The 17,074-nt window shown below is 32.2% G+C and carries 20 protein-coding genes; 5 read left to right on the top strand and 15 right to left on the bottom strand.

All coding sequences use genetic code 11. The annotated features are described in order from the left end of the window. From E5R92_RS07040 to folE, 3 genes are read right to left on the bottom strand one after another with little or no spacing between them, the layout of a single operon-like run. Complete coding sequence (locus E5R92_RS07040; RefSeq protein ID WP_168607378.1) at positions 1 to 888, bottom strand: LysR family transcriptional regulator; 888 nt, start codon at positions 886 to 888, stop codon at positions 1 to 3. Beyond that, complete coding sequence (locus tag E5R92_RS07035; protein ID WP_168607377.1) at positions 889 to 1,890, bottom strand: MDR family oxidoreductase; 1,002 nt, start codon at positions 1,888 to 1,890, stop codon at positions 889 to 891. Positions 1,891 to 1,911: 21 nt separating this feature from the next. Then, positions 1,912 to 2,520, bottom strand: a complete 609-nt coding sequence (folE, locus tag E5R92_RS07030; RefSeq protein ID WP_168607376.1) for a GTP cyclohydrolase I FolE — start codon at positions 2,518 to 2,520, stop codon at positions 1,912 to 1,914. Between the two features lie 77 nt (positions 2,521 to 2,597). Between folE and hisI the strand changes: the two genes are divergently transcribed. Both hisI and E5R92_RS07020 read left to right on the top strand, forming a co-directional pair. Then, complete coding sequence (gene hisI, locus E5R92_RS07025; RefSeq protein WP_168607375.1) at positions 2,598 to 3,065, top strand: phosphoribosyl-AMP cyclohydrolase; 468 nt, start codon at positions 2,598 to 2,600, stop codon at positions 3,063 to 3,065. Further along, the gene (locus tag E5R92_RS07020; protein WP_011282250.1) at positions 3,066 to 3,440 is read left to right on the top strand and encodes a DUF2237 family protein; all 375 of its coding nucleotides are present in this window, start codon (positions 3,066 to 3,068) and stop codon (positions 3,438 to 3,440) included. Between the two features lie 20 nt (positions 3,441 to 3,460). On the opposite strand, the gene E5R92_RS07015 is transcribed toward E5R92_RS07020, so the two are convergent. Continuing rightward, positions 3,461 to 4,420 carry a MarR family transcriptional regulator gene (locus E5R92_RS07015; protein WP_168607374.1) on the bottom strand — a complete coding sequence of 320 codons (960 nt, stop codon included), beginning with the start codon at positions 4,418 to 4,420 and terminating at the stop codon, positions 3,461 to 3,463. A 100-nt stretch (positions 4,421 to 4,520) separates the two neighbouring features. On the opposite strand from E5R92_RS07015, the gene E5R92_RS07010 reads away from it, so the two are divergent. Continuing rightward, the gene (locus tag E5R92_RS07010; RefSeq protein WP_168607373.1) at positions 4,521 to 4,739 is read left to right on the top strand and encodes a hypothetical protein; all 219 of its coding nucleotides are present in this window, start codon (positions 4,521 to 4,523) and stop codon (positions 4,737 to 4,739) included. Here E5R92_RS07010 and E5R92_RS07005 read toward each other — a convergent pair whose 3' ends face one another. From E5R92_RS07005 to E5R92_RS06955, 11 genes are all read right to left on the bottom strand, one after another. Beyond that, positions 4,740 to 6,359 carry an electron transfer flavoprotein-ubiquinone oxidoreductase gene (locus E5R92_RS07005; RefSeq protein ID WP_168607372.1) on the bottom strand — a complete coding sequence of 540 codons (1,620 nt, stop codon included), beginning with the start codon at positions 6,357 to 6,359 and terminating at the stop codon, positions 4,740 to 4,742. It abuts the gene before it with no gap. A 23-nt stretch (positions 6,360 to 6,382) separates the two neighbouring features. Further along, positions 6,383 to 7,336, bottom strand: coding sequence for an electron transfer flavoprotein subunit alpha/FixB family protein (locus E5R92_RS07000; protein ID WP_168607371.1), 954 nt, complete (start codon positions 7,334 to 7,336; stop codon positions 6,383 to 6,385). Beyond that, entirely contained in the window at positions 7,336 to 8,085 is a 750-nt protein-coding gene (locus E5R92_RS06995; RefSeq protein ID WP_168607370.1) for an electron transfer flavoprotein subunit beta/FixA family protein, read from the bottom strand. The genes E5R92_RS07000 and E5R92_RS06995 overlap by 1 nt, the downstream gene beginning before the upstream one ends. Continuing rightward, positions 8,085 to 10,517, bottom strand: coding sequence for a GcvT family protein (locus tag E5R92_RS06990; RefSeq protein WP_168607369.1), 2,433 nt, complete (start codon positions 10,515 to 10,517; stop codon positions 8,085 to 8,087). Before E5R92_RS06990 ends, E5R92_RS06995 begins: the two co-directional genes overlap by 1 nt. Positions 10,518 to 10,576: 59 nt before the next feature. After that, on the bottom strand, positions 10,577 to 11,080 hold the full coding sequence (locus E5R92_RS06985; RefSeq protein ID WP_229704529.1) for a DUF4864 domain-containing protein: 504 nt from the start codon (positions 11,078 to 11,080) through the stop codon (positions 10,577 to 10,579). After that, positions 11,022 to 11,591 carry an NAD(P)H-dependent oxidoreductase gene (locus E5R92_RS06980; RefSeq protein WP_168607368.1) on the bottom strand — a complete coding sequence of 190 codons (570 nt, stop codon included), beginning with the start codon at positions 11,589 to 11,591 and terminating at the stop codon, positions 11,022 to 11,024. The genes E5R92_RS06985 and E5R92_RS06980 overlap by 59 nt, the downstream gene beginning before the upstream one ends. A 17-nt stretch (positions 11,592 to 11,608) precedes the next feature. Beyond that, the gene (locus E5R92_RS06975) at positions 11,609 to 12,034 is read right to left on the bottom strand and encodes a CoA-binding protein (RefSeq protein WP_168607367.1); all 426 of its coding nucleotides are present in this window, start codon (positions 12,032 to 12,034) and stop codon (positions 11,609 to 11,611) included. Next, positions 12,019 to 12,804: an enoyl-CoA hydratase gene (locus tag E5R92_RS06970; protein ID WP_168607366.1), complete on the bottom strand. Its 786-nt coding sequence runs from the start codon at positions 12,802 to 12,804 to the stop codon at positions 12,019 to 12,021. Before E5R92_RS06970 ends, E5R92_RS06975 begins: the two co-directional genes overlap by 16 nt. After that, complete coding sequence (locus tag E5R92_RS06965; protein ID WP_168607365.1) at positions 12,788 to 13,162, bottom strand: cytidyltransferase; 375 nt, start codon at positions 13,160 to 13,162, stop codon at positions 12,788 to 12,790. The genes E5R92_RS06970 and E5R92_RS06965 overlap by 17 nt, the downstream gene beginning before the upstream one ends. A gap of 2 nt (positions 13,163 to 13,164) precedes the next feature. Beyond that, a complete protein-coding gene (locus tag E5R92_RS06960; RefSeq protein ID WP_168607364.1) occupies positions 13,165 to 13,569 on the bottom strand; it encodes a P-loop nucleotide/nucleoside kinase family protein in 405 nt (134 codons plus the stop codon). Positions 13,570 to 13,631: 62 nt separating this feature from the next. Beyond that, complete coding sequence (locus E5R92_RS06955; protein ID WP_168607363.1) at positions 13,632 to 14,828, bottom strand: aromatic ring-hydroxylating oxygenase subunit alpha; 1,197 nt, start codon at positions 14,826 to 14,828, stop codon at positions 13,632 to 13,634. 100 nt (positions 14,829 to 14,928) lie between these two features. Here E5R92_RS06955 and E5R92_RS06950 point away from each other — a divergent pair, with 100 nt between their 5' ends. Both E5R92_RS06950 and E5R92_RS06945 read left to right on the top strand, forming a co-directional pair. Next, positions 14,929 to 15,657 (top strand): methylenetetrahydrofolate reductase, encoded by a 729-nt coding sequence (locus tag E5R92_RS06950; protein ID WP_168607362.1) that lies wholly within the window; start codon positions 14,929 to 14,931, stop codon positions 15,655 to 15,657. Further along, a complete protein-coding gene (locus E5R92_RS06945) occupies positions 15,650 to 17,008 on the top strand; it encodes a glycine cleavage T C-terminal barrel domain-containing protein (protein WP_168607361.1) in 1,359 nt (452 codons plus the stop codon). Before E5R92_RS06950 ends, E5R92_RS06945 begins: the two co-directional genes overlap by 8 nt. Positions 17,009 to 17,074 lie beyond the last annotated feature (66 nt).

Below are 17,074 nucleotides of genomic sequence, written 5' to 3'. Positions count from 1 at the left end.
CTACTTCCAGTCACCTATTTTACTAAATAAAAAGTTTCTAAAAGCAGTTATTCTAGCAGTATTTTTCAATGATTGAGGATAAACAAAATGAGCCTCTGTTATAGGGCCCTCTGAATTAGGAAGAACTTTTATTACATTGTTTGAATTTGAAACTAAATATTCAGGAAGTGCTGCAAGACCTACACCAGCTTCAACAGCTAAAAGTAAACCCATAACGCTATTAACTTTCATTATTGGCTTTCTTTTTTTATTATCTTTAATTCCAAGTTTTAAAGCCCAATCTGGATCATAAACGGGAGATGGTGCGCCTTTTCCAAATGAAATAAATTTATGTTTATTTAGGTCTGTGATTGTTTTTGGCATTCCATTTTTTTCTAAATATTTATTAGATCCATAAATATAATATTTGATATCTACTAATTTTTTTTGAATATAATTAAGCTGCTTAGGTCTTCTCATAAAAATACCTATATCTGCTTGTCTTGTACTTAAGTCTAATTCCTTATCATCAAAAATTAATTCAATTTCTATTTCTGGATTTAAAGTCATAAATTCTTGAATACGAGGTGTTAACCAGTGAGTACCAAAACTTCTAACTGTTGTAATTGTTAATTTACCAGTTGGTTTATTTTTCTGATCACCCAATGTGGATTCAACTTCTTTTAATTTACTAATTACATCATGAGCTGTTTTAAATAAATATTCACCGTTTTCAGTTAATGTAAGACCTCTTGCATGTCTTTCGAAGAGTTGCACTTTAAGGTCTTGTTCTAAAGATTGAATTTGTCTACTTATTGCAGACTGACTTAAGTTTAGATTTATTGTTGCATTTGTAAAACTGCCTGCTTCTGCAACTGCATGGAATATTTTTAATTTATCCCAATCCATCTATTTATTTAAATCTACCAAAACTCTTCCTGAAATTTCACCCTTTAAAATTTTTGGATATGTTTCTAATAATTCATCTAAACTTACAATTAAGATTGATTTTTCAAGAACTTCAAAATCAACAAGTTTTGCTGCTTCTGCCCAAATAAATTCTCTTCTTTTAATACTGCAATTTGCTGAATCCATTCCCCACACTTTAATTCCTCTAAGCATGAATGGTAATAAATTTGTATTAAGCTCATTACTATTTGTATTGCCACAAACAGCTATAATTCCATTTGATCTAGTTTGAGCTATTGCATTAGCTAAAATTTTACCTCCTACTGTATCAACTACACCGTCCCATAATCCTTTATCAATAGGTCTTGGATCTTTGTCAAAATCAGCTCTATTAACAACATTTTTTGCTCCTAACGATTTTAGATAATCTGTTTTAGAATCTTTTCCTGTAACAGCTGTTACATTGTATCCTAATTTAGTAAGAGCCATTACCGCTACACTTCCTACCCCACCGGTAGCTCCAGTAACTAATACATCATTTACTTTATCGCCTAATAAAATTTCTTCTCTAGCTTGAATAGCAAAAGCACTCATTAAAGATGTAAAGCCAGCTGTTCCTAACATCATAGCTTGTTTGCTGGTTAGGTTTGAAGGTCTCTTAACTAAAAAATCAGCATTAACTTTTGCAACCTGAGAGTATCCACCAAAAAAAGCTTCTCCAACTCTCCATCCAGTTAAAATTATTTCATCACCAGTTTTAAATTTTTGATTTTCACTTTCAAGAACAGTACCAGAAAAATCTATGCCTGGAATATGTGGAAATTCTTTAACAAGACGACCACCATTTTTCAAAATCATTCCATCTTTATAATTTAAATCTGAATAATCTACTTTAACAGTAACATCGCCATGCTTTAAAAATGATTTATCTATTGACTTTACCTCTCGGGTAAAATTTTCACCTTCTTGATTAATAATTAGCGCTTTAAAATTATCTGACATGCTTTTCCCTCCTTAGGAAATTTACTTACTAATAAATCTTAAGTATCTATTTTGAATACTTAAATCTTCTTTAAACTGTCCTAAGAAATAATTTGTAACTGTAGTGGCATTCTCTTTCTTAATACCCCTCATAGTCATACATTGATGTGTTGAATCTATCGTTACAGCCACACCTTTTGCATCTAAAGATTCCATTATTGTTTTAGCAATTTGCATCGTAAGTCTCTCTTGAGTCTGTAATCTTTTTGAAAAAACTTCTACTACTCTTGCAAGTTTACTCAAACCCACAACTCTCTCATTTGGAATGTATGCAACATGTGCAATTCCAATAATTGGAGCCATATGATGTTCACAATGACTTTGTACAGAAACATTTTTTTGTACAACCATGTCGTCATAACCCTCAACATCTCCAAAAGTTTTATCTAAAATTTTATTAGGGTCTTTTGCATATCCACCAAAATATTCTTTATATGCTTTAATAACTCTTTTTGGAGTTTCTAATAATCCTTCTCTACTAGGATCTTCACCCATCCAAGTTAAAATAGTTCTAAAAGCTTCTTCAGCTTCTTTATCAGAAACTTTTTTGGTATCTAAAATTTTGCTATCTGTCTCTTCAACTAATTTCATAAGGCAAGTTTATACAGTAAATCATTGTTTTTAAAATATTTAATATATTTCTTAATATGCTACATAATCACCTACTTATGTTTAAAAAAAGAGAAAATATAGTCGAAATTGAAGAGGGGAAATTCCTTTCACCAAAATTTGATAATGATGGCTTAATTCCAGTCATTACTATGTGCTCAAAAACTAAAGATGTTTTGATGCATGGATACATGAATGTTGAAGCTTTTAAAAAAACCATTGAGACTGAAGAGGCTCATTATTTTAGTAGATCTAGAAAGCAAATTTGGCATAAAGGCAAAACTAGTGGCTTTACTCAAAAAGTAACAGAAATTAGAATTGATGATGATCAGGACTCTGTCTGGCTAACAGTTGATATTGGTGATGGTTCTAGCTGTCATGTTGGTTATCGATCATGTTTTTATAGATCAATTCCACTAGGACCAATTGAAAATGGCAGAGAAGTTGAAATGAAATTTGAAGAAAAAGAAAAATCTTTTGACCCAGAGGTTGTCTATAAAGGCCAACCCAATCCTACAAAAATTTAAATGAGTGATAATCAAAAAAATGTTCTAGGTGAAGATCTAGAGGAATGTTCTAACGATCCTTTAACAGGATGGCACCGAGATGGTTGTTGTAGTACTGATGAAAATGATCATGGTGTTCATACAGTTTGTGCAAAAGTTACAACAGAATTCTTAGAATGGTGTAAAGAAGCTGGTAACGATTTAATAACTCCTCATCCTGAATTTGGATTTCCAGGTCTAAAAGCTGGAGATGGTTGGTGTGTTTGTGCTAGTTGGTATGCAAGAGCTGCTGATGCTGGAAAACCTTGTCCTGTGTATTTAAAAAGAACTCATGAAAAAACTTTAAAACTTGTTTCTATGGAAGTTTTAAAAAAAAATGCTATTGATTTATCTTAGTTTATTTCAAGATAAGACAATTAAATTATAATTTTAATTTGATTAAAAACTCTATCAATAAAATTACTTAAAGATCTAATATTTTGATTTTGTAATTCTTGAACTTCCTCTAATGCAACACCTGAAATATTTAAATAAATTAACTTCTTTTCATTAATTTGAAGAATATCTCTCTTTATCAAATATTTTAATTTTCTAATAACTGTTATTCTTGGAATTCCTGTTATTTCAGAAATAGACATTGTATTAATTCCTCTATCATCAGAGCCTTGGATTAAAGTCGCATACTTTTTTAAACTTAAATCTTTTACTCTAAATTTTTTATTATCAGCTGAGATAACTAAAACTAAAAGTCCAATACAAAAAGTTTCTAAGTCTCCAACTTCTTTTCTGCATCTATTAGTAAATATGAATAAGAACTTATAAAATTGATACCAAACAAAAGAAAAATTTTTTTTAATTGAATCTAAAATTTCTATAGTTGTGTAAGCTACTCCAACAATTTTTTCTTCTTTGAGAATTTTATTAAACTCATACAATAAAACACTCATATTTTTTAAAGTTAAATTTGCTTGAACTACAGTAAATGCCGTTCTATTTACAAAAATTTGTTTACCTTTTCTTTTAATTACGCCTACTTTTTCTAGTTCTTCTACTTTTCTTCTTACACTCTCTTTTGGTATTTGAAGATCTTTTGAAATTTTGCTGATATTAATTTTTTCTACTTCTAACGTTTTATCTTTATAGAATGTATCATAATCAACTATTAAACCATTTTTTCTAAAGAATATAAAATCTTGGTTAATTATGTAAATTAAGATTATATATTTATCTATATTTCCAAAATTTTTGTAGGCCCCAATTAACCAACTGTTTATCCATTTGTAATAATATGGTGCCAATCTACTAAAGTGTTTATCAATTACTTTGAAAATTATTTTTTCATCAATTTGAGATGATATAGTTGGTTTAATATTCATAATTCTAAAAAACCCAATTTGAACAATACTTAGATTAAAGTCAACCCATTTTGGACATTTGTGTTATTTAAATCTTTAGTAAAAATAGTACTCATTACTCATGAGTTCAGAAAAAGTAATTTCTACAGAATTAAATGATCTTCCTCCTTTGAAGACCCCCAATAATAGCGAGGAAGTTTCATCATCAGGAAGAGTAGATATTAATATTCTTTTAAACAGAGCCAGAAAAGTAAAAGAAAAAGAAACTAGAACAAACCTAGTTTTTGCAGGATTAATAGTTTCTTTGATGTTTATTGTTGGACTAATCTTATCTTTCTAATTACATATTTCCATATTTAGGTCCGCCACTCCCCTCTGGTGTTACCCATGTAATATTTTGAGAAGGTTCCTTAATATCACAGGTTTTGCAATGAATGCAATTTTGAGAGTTTATAATAAACTTATTTATACCATTTTCATTTTGAACTTCATAAACACCGGCAGGACAATATCTTTGCGCAGGTTCATCAAATTTTTCCAGAGTATAATTTATAGGTAAGTTTGGATCTTTTAACTGTAAATGAACTGGCTGATTATCAGTATGATTTGTTCCTGTTAAATAAATAGAACTTGTTTTATCAAATGTAATCACATTATCTGGTCTAGGATAATCAATTTTTGGCATTTCATTTGCTGGCTTTAGTGTTTCGTGATCAGCATGTTTGTGTCTTAGGGTAAAAGGTAATTTTCCTCTAAATAATAGTTGATCAATTCCAGTAAATATTATTCCAAGAATTAAACCCCAGCTAAAGCTTGGTTTAACATTTCGGGCAGTATGTAGCTCTTCATAAATCCAACTTTTTTTAAATTTATCTTCATAAATTGATAAATTTTGTTTTTCTTTTAAATGTTTATTTATAGTTTCAGCAGCAATCATTCCACTTTTCATTGCAGTGTGTGATCCTTTAATCTTAGGCATATTTAAAGTTCCCGCATCACAGCCAATTAATAAAGCACCCGGCATAAACATTTTTGGTAAACTTTGAAGTCCACCTTCAATTAAAGCGCGCGCACCATAAGAAATACGTTTTCCACCTTCAATTATATTTTTAATTTTAGGGTGAGTTTTAAATCTTTGAAATTCATCAAACGGTGAAAGATGTGGGTTTTTATAATCAAGACCAATTACATAACCTAAAAAAACTTGCTTGTTTTCTGCGTGGTAAATAAAGCTTCCACCATAAGTATTGTTATCTAATGGCCAACCTGCTGTATGCATGACCATTCCTTCTTCATGATTTTGTTCACTGATTTCCCAAATTTCTTTAAATCCAATTCCATATTGTTGAGGATCTTTACCTTCTGACAAATTATATTTTTCAATTAATTGTTTTCCGAGATGTCCTCTACATCCTTCTGCAAAAACAGTAACTTTTCCTAAGAGCTCAATACCAGATTCAAAATTATCTTTTTTGTTACCATTTTTATCAACTCCCATATCTTGAGTTGCAACTCCCTTTACAGATCCATCTTCATTGTACAAAATTTCACTTGCAGGAAAACCTGGAAATATCTCAACACCTAAAGCTTCAGCTTGTTCTGCTAACCATCTACATAAGTTTGCTAAACTGATTATGTAGTTATTGTGATTTTGTTGAACTGATGGAAGTAGCCATGTTGGCCAACTTAATGATTTTGATTTTCCTAAAAATAAGAATTTTTCTTTAGATACCTTAGTTTTAATCGGTGAATTAAGTTCTTTCCAGTTTGGTAATAGTTCGTCTAACGCTCTAGTTTCAAACACATTACCACTTAGAATATGCGCACCAATTTCTGAAGCTTTTTCAAGTAAACATACATTTAATTCTGGATCTAATTGTTTAAGCTTAATTGCCGTAGATAATCCTGAAGGACCACCTCCAACGATTACCACATCATAATCCATTGCTTCTCTAGGCATATCTTGAATTTTTACAGTACTGATTATTTTTGTATACTATTTAATTTATTCAATTCTTCTAAGAATTGAGGTAACGCCTCAAATAAGTCTGCTTCCAGTCCATAATCTGCGACACTAAATATTGGCGCTTCACCATCTTTATTTATAGCAACAATGATTTTACTTTCTTTCATTCCAGCTAAATGTTGAATTGCTCCTGAAATTCCAACTGCAATATATAAATCAGGTACAACAACTTTACCAGTTTGACCAACTTGATGTTCATTACTTATATATCCTGCATCAACTGCTGCACGTGATGCTCCAATTGCAGCATTCAATTTATCCGCAATATCAGTTATTAATTTAAAATTTTCTCCATTTTGCATTCCTCTTCCACCAGAAACTACAACTCTAGCAGTTCCAAGTTCAGGTCTGTCTGACTTAACTTCTTCTCTTTTAATGAATTTTGAAAGTGTAAATTCTTCAGTAGCATCAATTTTTTCAATTGGAGCAGAGCCACCAGAAGTTTCACAAGGCTCAAAAGATGTTGGTCTGATTGTTACACATTTTTTTGCATCAGTACTTTTTACTGTGGCAAATGCATTACCTGCATAAATAGGTCTTATGAATGTATCGGCCGATATCACTTTAGTAATGTCACTTACTTGAGATATATCTAAATTTGCTGCTATTCTTGGCATCAAATTTTTACCAAATGTATTTGCAGAACTAACAATATGAGAATAATTTTCTGAAACTTTTACAACTAGTGGTGCAAAGTTTTCTGCTAAGTAGTTTTCATAGTGAGAAGCTTCAGCATGTAATACTTTTTTAACAGCTGGCATTTCAGATAATAATTTAGCAACATCTCCACAATTATTTCCAATTAATAAGACATGTACATCTCCATCCATTTGTGATGCTGCAGTGATTGCGTTTAATGTAAAAGGTCTTACTTCTTTATTATTATGCTCTGCTATTAATAAAACTGACATTATATTACTTTTGCCTCATTTTTAAGTTTGCTAACTAACTCGGCAACACTTACAACTTTAATTCCTGCTTTTCTTTTTGGTGGTTCTTCTACTTTAATTTGTTGGACTCTAGGCGTGGTATCAACTCCTAAATCAGCAGTTGTTAAAATTTCTAAAGGTTTTTTTTTAGATTTCATAATATTTGGCAATGAAGCGTAACGTGGCTCATTTAATCTTAAATCACATGTCACAATAGCTGGAAGGTCAACTTCAATTGTTTCTAACCCCTCATCAATTTCTCTTGTAACCTCTAAAGTTTTGTCTTTTATTTCAATTTTTGATGCAAATGTTGCTTGAGGCCAATTCAATAAAGCACTTAACATCTGACCTGTTTGATTGCAGTCATCATCAATTGCTTGTTTACCCATAAACACTAGATCTGGTTTTTCTTTTTCAACAATCTTTTTTAGTGCTTTTGCTACGGCTAATGGCTCAACAATTCCCTCAGTTTTGATTAAAATTCCTCTATCAGCACCGACAGCTAAAGCTTTTCTAACAGTTTCTTGTGATTTTTCCTCACCCACTGTAATTGCAATAATCTCTGTCGCTTTACCTGCTTCTTTAATTTTTACAGCTTCTTCAATGGCATTATCATCGGGTGGATTACTCGACATTTTTACATTATCAGTAACAACACCAGTTCCATCCTCTTTAACTCTGACTTGAACGTTGTAATCAATTACTCTTTTAACAGCGACTAATATTTTCATTATGCTCTCAATAAATTATTTTCTGGATCGTAAGGACTCTCGTCTAATATAGTAGCATCGTACATTTTTCCTAAAATATCAATTTTCAATTTTTGACCAGTTGTCGCAACATCAGGGTTCACCATTCCTAATGCAATAGATTTACCCAGTCTAAATCCAAAATCTCCTCCTGTTGCACGTCCAACAACTTTATTGTTTTCATAAATTGGATTATTTCCTAGAACATCTGCGTCTTCGACATTGTGAATCTCCATAGTAATTAGTTTATTTTTAAAACCTTTTTCTCTCCACTTATTAAGTGCTTCTAAGCCAATAAAGTTTCCTTTATTAGGATGTATAAATCTATCTAGTCCAGATTCGTAAGGTGAATATTCAATTGATAATTCTGTCCCAACAAGTTTATAAGATTTTTCAAGTCTTAAACTATTCATTGCTCTAATTCCATAAGGCTTAAGACCTAAATCTTTTCCAGCTTCCATTAATTTATCAAATATATGGTTTTGGTATTCAATTGAATGATGAAGTTCCCAACCTAATTCACCAACAAAGTTTACTCTCATAGCATTCACTGGTGCATTTCCAACATTTACATTTTTAGCACTCAACCATTTAAAGTTTTCACCAGAAAAATCATCACTGGAAACTCTTGTCATTAATTCTCTAGCCTTTGGACCAGATACAACTAGCACACCCATACTATTAGTTAGATTTTCAAATTGAACTGTCCCATCATTTGGCATCCATTTTTGAATCCAATCATGGTCTAATCTTTGGTTTGCTCCTGCAGAAACTAAATAGAAACTATCTGGAGCTTCTCTCATTATTGTAAATTCAGAATGCACTCCTCCCTTAGTATTAAGGGCATGACATAAACCAATTCTTCCTATTTTTTTTGGAAGTTTATTTGCTACTAAATAATCTAAAAACTCTTCAGCACCAGGACCTTTAATTCTGCATTTTGCAAATGCAGTCATATCTAAAAGACCCACATTTTCTTTTACATTTTTACATTCTTTTTTTATAGCTTCGAACCACTTGGATCTTCTAAAAGACCAATCATCTTTTTGCTCCATTCCATCTACTGCAAAAAAATTAGGTCTCTCCCAACCAAATTTTTGTCCAAATACTGCACCTAATGCTTTCATTCTGTCATAACAAGGTGATGTTCTTAATTCTCTAGCAGCACCTCTTTCTTCATCTGGATAATGAACTTTAAATACATGGTTGTAAGCCTCTTCATTTTTTTCTTTTAAATATGATTTTGTTGCATAATCACCAAATCTTCTAGGTTCGACACCAAGCATATCAATTGTTGGTTCTCCATCTACAATCCATTCCGCAAGTTGCCATCCAGCACCACCTGCTGCGGTAATACCAAAACTATGTCCTTCATTTATCCAAAAATTTTTAAGTCCCCACGCAGGTCCTACAATTGGGTTTCCATCAGGTGTGTAACAAATTGCTCCGTTATAAACTTTTTTTACACCAACCTCACCAAATGCTGGAACTCTATGAATTGCACCTTCTATATGTGGGGCAAGTCTATCAAGGTCTTCTTGGAATAATTCGTACTCAGAATCTTTTGATGGGCCGTCTACATAGCAGGCTGGAGCACCATCTTCATAAGGTCCTAAAATTAAACCACCAGCTTCCTCTCGCATGTACCATCTACTATCACTATCTCTTAAAACTCCCATCTCTGGTAAGCCTTCTTTTTTTCTTTTTAAAATATCTGGGTGTGCCTCTGTAACAATATATTGATGCTCAACTGGTATAACTGGAATATCTAAACCAACCATCTTACCAGTTTGTCTTGCAAAGTTTCCTGAACAAGAAATTACATGTTCACATTCAATAGCTCCTTTATCAGTTTCAACAATCCATCCATCTTTAGTTTGTTTAATTCCAACTACGGCTGTATTTCTATAAATCTCTGCACCCATATTTCTTGCACCCGTAGCCATTGCTTGTGTTAAGTCTGCAGGTTGGATATATCCATCTTCTGGATGTTGTATTGCTCCAAGCAAATCTGAAGTATTACATAACGGCCAAATTTCTTTTACCTGATCTGGAGTTAAAAATTTTACATCTACACCAATAGTTTGTGCAACTCCTGCATATTGATGATACTCGTCCATTCTATCTTTAGTACTTGCTAGTCGAATATTTGAAACAACACTAAAGCCAACATTCTGTCCAGTCTCTTCTTCTAATTTTTTATAAAGATCAACTGCATACTTATGAAGTTGCCCAACTGAATAACTCATATTAAATAACGGAAGTAAACCTGCGGCGTGCCAAGTTGATCCTGAGGTTAATTCTTTTCTCTCTACAAGAACAACATCTGATAAACCTTTTTTGGCCAGATGATAAAGAGCACTAACACCTACTACACCACCACCTACTACAACAACTTTAGCTTTAGATTTCATTAATCCGATTCCTACTATTTTTTTATTATTAACGAAACAAAAATCGTTTAGTTGTTAACTTAAATCGAAGATCCAAGAGGCATTGGTGATGACACCATTGTAGTCAGCCAGCAATCCTTAAGAGGGCCATCTTTTATATATTTTTCAACTGCCCACTTAAATTTATAATAAACCTTATCCTTATCAAGAACTGTTACTTCAAAAAGAGCAGTTAAATCATCAGATTTTATCTTCACGACCTTATGATCTAAGTGATTAAGGAGCATCATATAAGACTTACCTTTAATCATAGTTTTAAACCTATCTAAAGGACCTGTATTTTTTTGGTTACTTGGATGTGCAAATTCCCAAGTTTGTTCAATTCCATTATCTTTTTTGGGGTTATCATTCTGTTTTAGACTTCTTAATTGAATTTGAACAACCAGAAAAGGTTCAATACCATCGTTAGGCTTTACTAGTTCAGCATGAGATATTGATGATGTAAATAAAATAATTAGAATTATCTTATATATTAAGTGCTGTAATTTTGACGTCTTCCAAAAATTGTTTTCTTTTATTATCACTAACAAACGGTACAGCAAAATATCTTCTGTAGACAATATTATAAATGCCACACATATGAAATACACCTCTTTTTAACCTTCTAATTGGCAAATTTAAGAAAAATGTTGTGATTGCTAATCTTGGAGATCCATAAGTACAAAATATAATTGCTTTTTTTTTATGTAATTTACCGATCGGATATCCATAGTTTCCCCATAACTGTTTAAACGTAAACGCCCAAGGTGGTGCTAAAACTTTATCTATCCATCCCTCAACTATTGCTGGCATTCTAAAATTCCAAATTGGAGCAATTAGAACAATTGTATCACAGTCTTCTATTCTTTTACGATGATTCAAAACATCTTCACCTGCCTCTTCACCTGCAAAAACTGGATCAAATTTTTCTTTATAAAGATCTACAGCATCAACCTTATTTCCATTTTCTTCTGCTGTTTTAATAAATGTATCTCTTATCGCTGCATTAAAAGATTGGTCATTATAATGTCCATATACAAGAAATATTTTTTTCATATCAATTCTAAGTTTTTCTAACTACCTCTAAATAGTCTTTCAAACTCAATCTTTGTACATTTATTTGATATATAGTAAATTTTATTTTTCATAACTATATCTCTTGCTTTATCATTTTTAATATCAAGTTGTAGCCATAGAGCTTGTGCTCCAATTTTAATTGTTTGATTTGCTATCTCTTCTGCTTCCTTGCTTGGTCTAAAAACATCAACTATGTCTACTTTTTGGTCGATATCTATTAAGCTACCATATACTTTTTCTCCATATATAACGCTATTAATACTTGTGGGATTAACAGGTATAACTTTATAGCCAGCTCTTTGGAGAAACTTCATTACTATATTTGAATCTTTTTCTTTTTTTTTACTTGCTCCAACTAAAGCTATTACTCTTGAGCTAATAAATAGTTCTTTAATTTTATCGTCTACTATTTGTTTTTCCATTTAGGTTTTCTTTTTTGTAAAAATGCAGATATTCCCTCTTTTGCATCCATTGCCATCATATTTTTAGTCATCATTTTACTTGTATAAGCGTAAGCTTTTCTCAATGGCATCTCTAATTGATTATAAAAAGTTTGTTTACCAATTTTAATTGTAAAACTTGATTTTGAAGCAATAGTTTTGGCAACTTTTAATACTTCATTATTTAATTTTGATTTAGAAAAATGATTATTAATTAATCCAATTTCTTTTGCATAATTTGCTTTAATGGGTTCGCCAGTTAACAGCATCTGCATCATTCTTTTTCTATTAACTTTTCTGCTAACTGCAACCATTGGTGTGCTACAAAATAAGCCTATATTTACTCCTGGTGTTGCAAAAATTGCATCATTAGCACTGTAAGCAAGATCACAACTCGCAACTAACTGACATCCCGCAGCAAATGCTGCCCCATGAACTTTTGCAATAACTGGCTTTTTTCCTTCAACTATTTGAAGCATCAACTTTGAGCAAAGATTAAAAAGTTTTTGATATTTAATTCTATTTTTTAATCCACTTACTTCTTTTAAATTATGACCTGCACTAAAACCTTTTCCAGACCCTTCAATAATTATTACCTTGATATTTTTGTCTTCATCTAATTTTTTAAAAGCTTTAATTAAATCTTCTAAATTTTTAAATGAAAGTGCGTTATACGTCTTTGGCTCATTAATGATGATTGAAGCAATATCTTTATTTAAAAGTTTAACTTTAATATTACTTAAGTTTGCCATCTTCTCTCATTTTAGCTCTAATTTTTGTAGCTGATATTTGCTGTATCTCTTCAGATAATACTACTTCTTCAATTTTATACCCAACACCTCTTCCGTAACAAATATTAGTAATATTAGGAACCATCATTACTTTAAATCTTCCTTCAAATTCTGGGTTTAACTTTTCTTCAATATTTTTTTTTACTGTGTCAAAATCAAATGGATTATCGTCAACACCTTGAACATCTCTTATTTGAATGCAAACTTGACCCGTTTTTTTAATAATTTCTTGAAATAAAGCATAGTGACCATCATGAAATGGTTGCCATCTTCCTAACATTTGTGCTGTTGGTTTTTTATTATCCCATTTGTGAGCCATAGTTATATTTCCCTTGCTATTTTAGGAGCCCAATTTTCAGCATCCTGTGTTGTTACATGATAATCATATTTTTCTGGTTTTACAAACATAGCGTTAGTATCTGCAAATCTACCTTCTTTTATAGTATCAACCCAGACAACGTAGTCTGCATTAAATAATTCTCTTGCAGCAGGTGTTGGACAAACAAAATCTGCAACCACATGGTGGCCTTCTTGTTTGTGTTTTTCTGCTTTTTCTGCCATTCTTTTGGCTTGTCTTTTTCTTCCTTCTTCTGAAAAATCCCAATCATCTGCAGCTTTTCTTATTTCATCTGCATTAAGCCATTTCGCATTTATCAATGGAACTAATTTTGATGCTAGAGTTGTTTTGCCTGAGCCAGGCAAACCCATAATTAATATTTTCTTCATAGTGACTTTAACTTTCTGCACATATGGGTTAATAAAATTTAATATTATAGGAATTATTAAAATTAATCTATTATATTTGTTGCTATCCACTTATGAAATTGATGGGTTGGATTATCCATAACTGGTGAGAAATTACCTCCATTATATGCTGGTGATGCTCTACCTGCCTGCATTTCCTCAATAGCAAAAATATCTTCTATCATAACTTCTTTCCAAAATTTTGAATTTTCTTTTCTCATTTCCTTTAAGTCATCACCATAAGCACTCTCTTCTCCAATATAATACATCTCTATATGTTCTTTAGTTTCATTAGTAGATATAGGCTCTAACCAAAAAATATAAAAGTGGTCTATGTGTAAACCAACCATAACATTTGGAAATAAAGCAACATACTCTGCATTTAAAGCTAGATCTTCTGGCCAAGAAGGAAAGCTATTAAATTTTTTATTTCCCTTAATTGGTTGATTGTATTTATAACTACCCTGTCCTGCAAATCTATTTGGCAGCCCTTGTATATGGTAATGATCGCTTATATTTGACGTTTTATTTAACTCAGGATGAATAGTTGGTAAATGATAGCTCTCACAATAATTTTCAATTGCAAATTTCCAGTTACTCTTAACATTTAGGTTAATGTAACCGTAATCCTTAGCGTGTCTTATTAGTTGTTGGTCATCTTTGGAGATAAATTTTGACCACCTGGCCTCAAGTGGTTTGATATAATCATTAAATTCAATTTCATTATTGTTTAAGTTGATAAAAATCATATCCATCCAAACCTTAGATCTGACTTCTTTTAAGTTGCTCTTGGATTTATCAAAGTTATCTACTTGATGAATATTTAAGCCACCTATGTGGGGAGTTGCAACTAAGGACCCTCTAAAATCATAAGACCATGAATGATACGGGCATCTTAAGACATTTTTCAGGGTACAAGGTTCATTTAGGATCTTTAAACCTCTGTGACTACAAACATTATGAAAAACTCTAATTTTCTGGTCATTTCCTCTAATTATAATTAGAGGTATCCCCAAAAGCTCAAAAGGTTTAGCGTCTCCTATATCTGGAACAGAACTTCCAACGCCAATTACAGTCCATTTATCTGAGAAAATCTTATCTCTTTCAATCTTGAGGTATTCACTGCTGGTATAACACTCGTTAGGGAGGCCATGAGCTTCCTCAATCGGTTTATCAACAGCCTCTATTTTTTTGAGGTCAAGGATTGCTGAGAGCAAAGAATTGTCATTTTTTTTACCCATAAAAAATCCTAACATTGGGGAAACTTTTGACAACAAATATCTTTATCCACAAGATGAATTTCTTTGACAGCATTTACAAAAAAGATAATCATCAGGAAAAATGAATTTTTCACTTGAGGTTGGACCTCAAACAGATCTTGATACATTGCCTCCAGTTAAGGATGTTTATGTAACCATGCTTCCAGGAGGAGATTATAAAGAGACAGCTGACCAGTCAGCTGAATTAGTTAAAAAAGGATTTAATCCAGTTCCACATTTTCCAGCAAGATCAATTACTGATGATGCTCAACTTAAAGATTATATTGCAAGATGTAAGGATGTAGGTGCTAAACAAGCATTAGTAATTGGAGGAAGTAGAGAGCCAGTTGGAAAGTTTGATAGTTCAATTCAAATTTTAGAGACAGGTTTTTTTGATGGAATTAAAATAGGAATAGCAGGACATCCAGAAGGAAGTCAGGATATTTCTGATAAAGAATTAGAAAAGGCTATGATAGATAAAAAACCTTACGCCGACTATATAGTGACCCAGTGGTTATTAGACAGTCAACCTATCGTAGATTTCATTTCTAAGCAGTCAGTACCAGTGCATGTAGGAATTACTGGGCCAATGAAAATAACTAGCTTGATTAAATTTGCTAATATTGTCGGGGCGAAAAATTCTATAAACTTTCTTAAGTCTAATTTTAGTAAGGCATTAGATTTATTGAAACCTAAAGACCCTAATGAATTAATTGGGAAAGTGAAAGAGTTTACTGGCAACTTCCACATTTATACATTCGGCGGCTTGAAGGAAACTAACAAGTGGTTGAAGGAGAACGGTTATGTCTAATGAATTTGACTATACTAAACTAAATCATGTGACTTCAGTTGATCAATCAGATCGTGAAGTACCATACAACTTAAGACAAAGTGGGCCTACAAAAGTTGAAATGTTAATTTCAACAAGAGTAAGAAAATCTCCATACTGGCATCTATCAATGGAAGCTGGTTGTTGGAGAGCAACTGTTTACAATCGTATTTATCACCCAAGAGGTTATGTAAAACCTGAAGATGGTGGAGCTATGGTTGAGTATGAAGCAATTAAAAATCACGTTACAATGTGGAACGTTGCTGTTGAAAGACAAATTAGAGTTAAAGGTCCTGATGCAGAAAAGTTTACTGACTACGTAATAACTAGAGATGCAACTAAAATCTCACCTATGAGAGCAAGATATGTAATTTTATGTAATGCTTATGGTGGAGTTTTAAATGATCCTATTCTTCTTAGAATTTCAAAAGATGAATTTTGGTTCTCACTATCAGACTCTGATATTGGAATGTATCTTCAAGGTGTTAACGCTGATGGAAGATTTGATTGTACAATTGAAGAAATTGACGTTTGCCCTGTGCAAATTCAAGGTCCTAAATCAAAAGCCTTAATGAAAGACCTTTGTGGAGATCAAGTTGATTTTGACAATATGCCTTTCTACGGTTTAGCTGAAGTTAAAGTTGGCGGCAGAAGTTGTGTAATTTCACAATCTGGTTTTTCAGGTGAAGCTGGATATGAAATCTACTTAAGAGAAGCAACTAAATATGCTGATGATATGTGGAATGCTGTTCTTGAAGCTGGAAAAAAACATAGCCTAATGGTTATCGCTCCTGCTCATCATAGAAGAATTCAAGCTGGAATTCTTTCTTGGGGACAAGACATGGATCAACAACACAATCCTTTCCAATGTAATCTTGGTTACCAAGTATCGCTATCTGGTAAAGGTGAGTGGGGTAAAAAAGCTGACTATGTTGGAAAAGCTGCACTAGAGAAAATGGGCGCAGAGCTTAAGGATGGAAAAAAACCTTACAAACTTCAGTTAGTAGGTCTTGAGTTGGGTGGAAAACCAATTGAAGAATATGCTCCTGACTTTTGGTTGGTGTCACCTGAGAGTGGTGGAGATCCAGTTGGGTTTATCACATCACCTTGGTATCACCCTGAAAAAGGTCAAAATATAGCAATGGGATACGTACCATTTGAGGGAACATTAAATGCTAATGGTTTCCCTAAAGGTAAAGTTGGAACTAAGTACAAAGTTCACTTACCTGCTAAATATTCTGACACACCAGGAACACCTGTTGATGCAGTTGTAGTGGATATTCCATTTACAGAATCTTATAACGCAAACACAAGAGAAGTCGTTAAAGGTTAAATTAATTATTTGGGGGAGGCTTATTCTCCCCCACTAATAATGACAAAAACATTCCTAATCGTAGTT

This window comes from Candidatus Pelagibacter giovannonii (assembly GCF_012276695.1).
In the GTDB taxonomy this organism is placed as follows: domain Bacteria; phylum Pseudomonadota; class Alphaproteobacteria; order Pelagibacterales; family Pelagibacteraceae; genus Pelagibacter; species Pelagibacter giovannonii.
The sequence above is the reverse complement of the archived record's forward strand: the minus strand, read 5'-3'. Positions and strand labels throughout refer to the sequence as shown.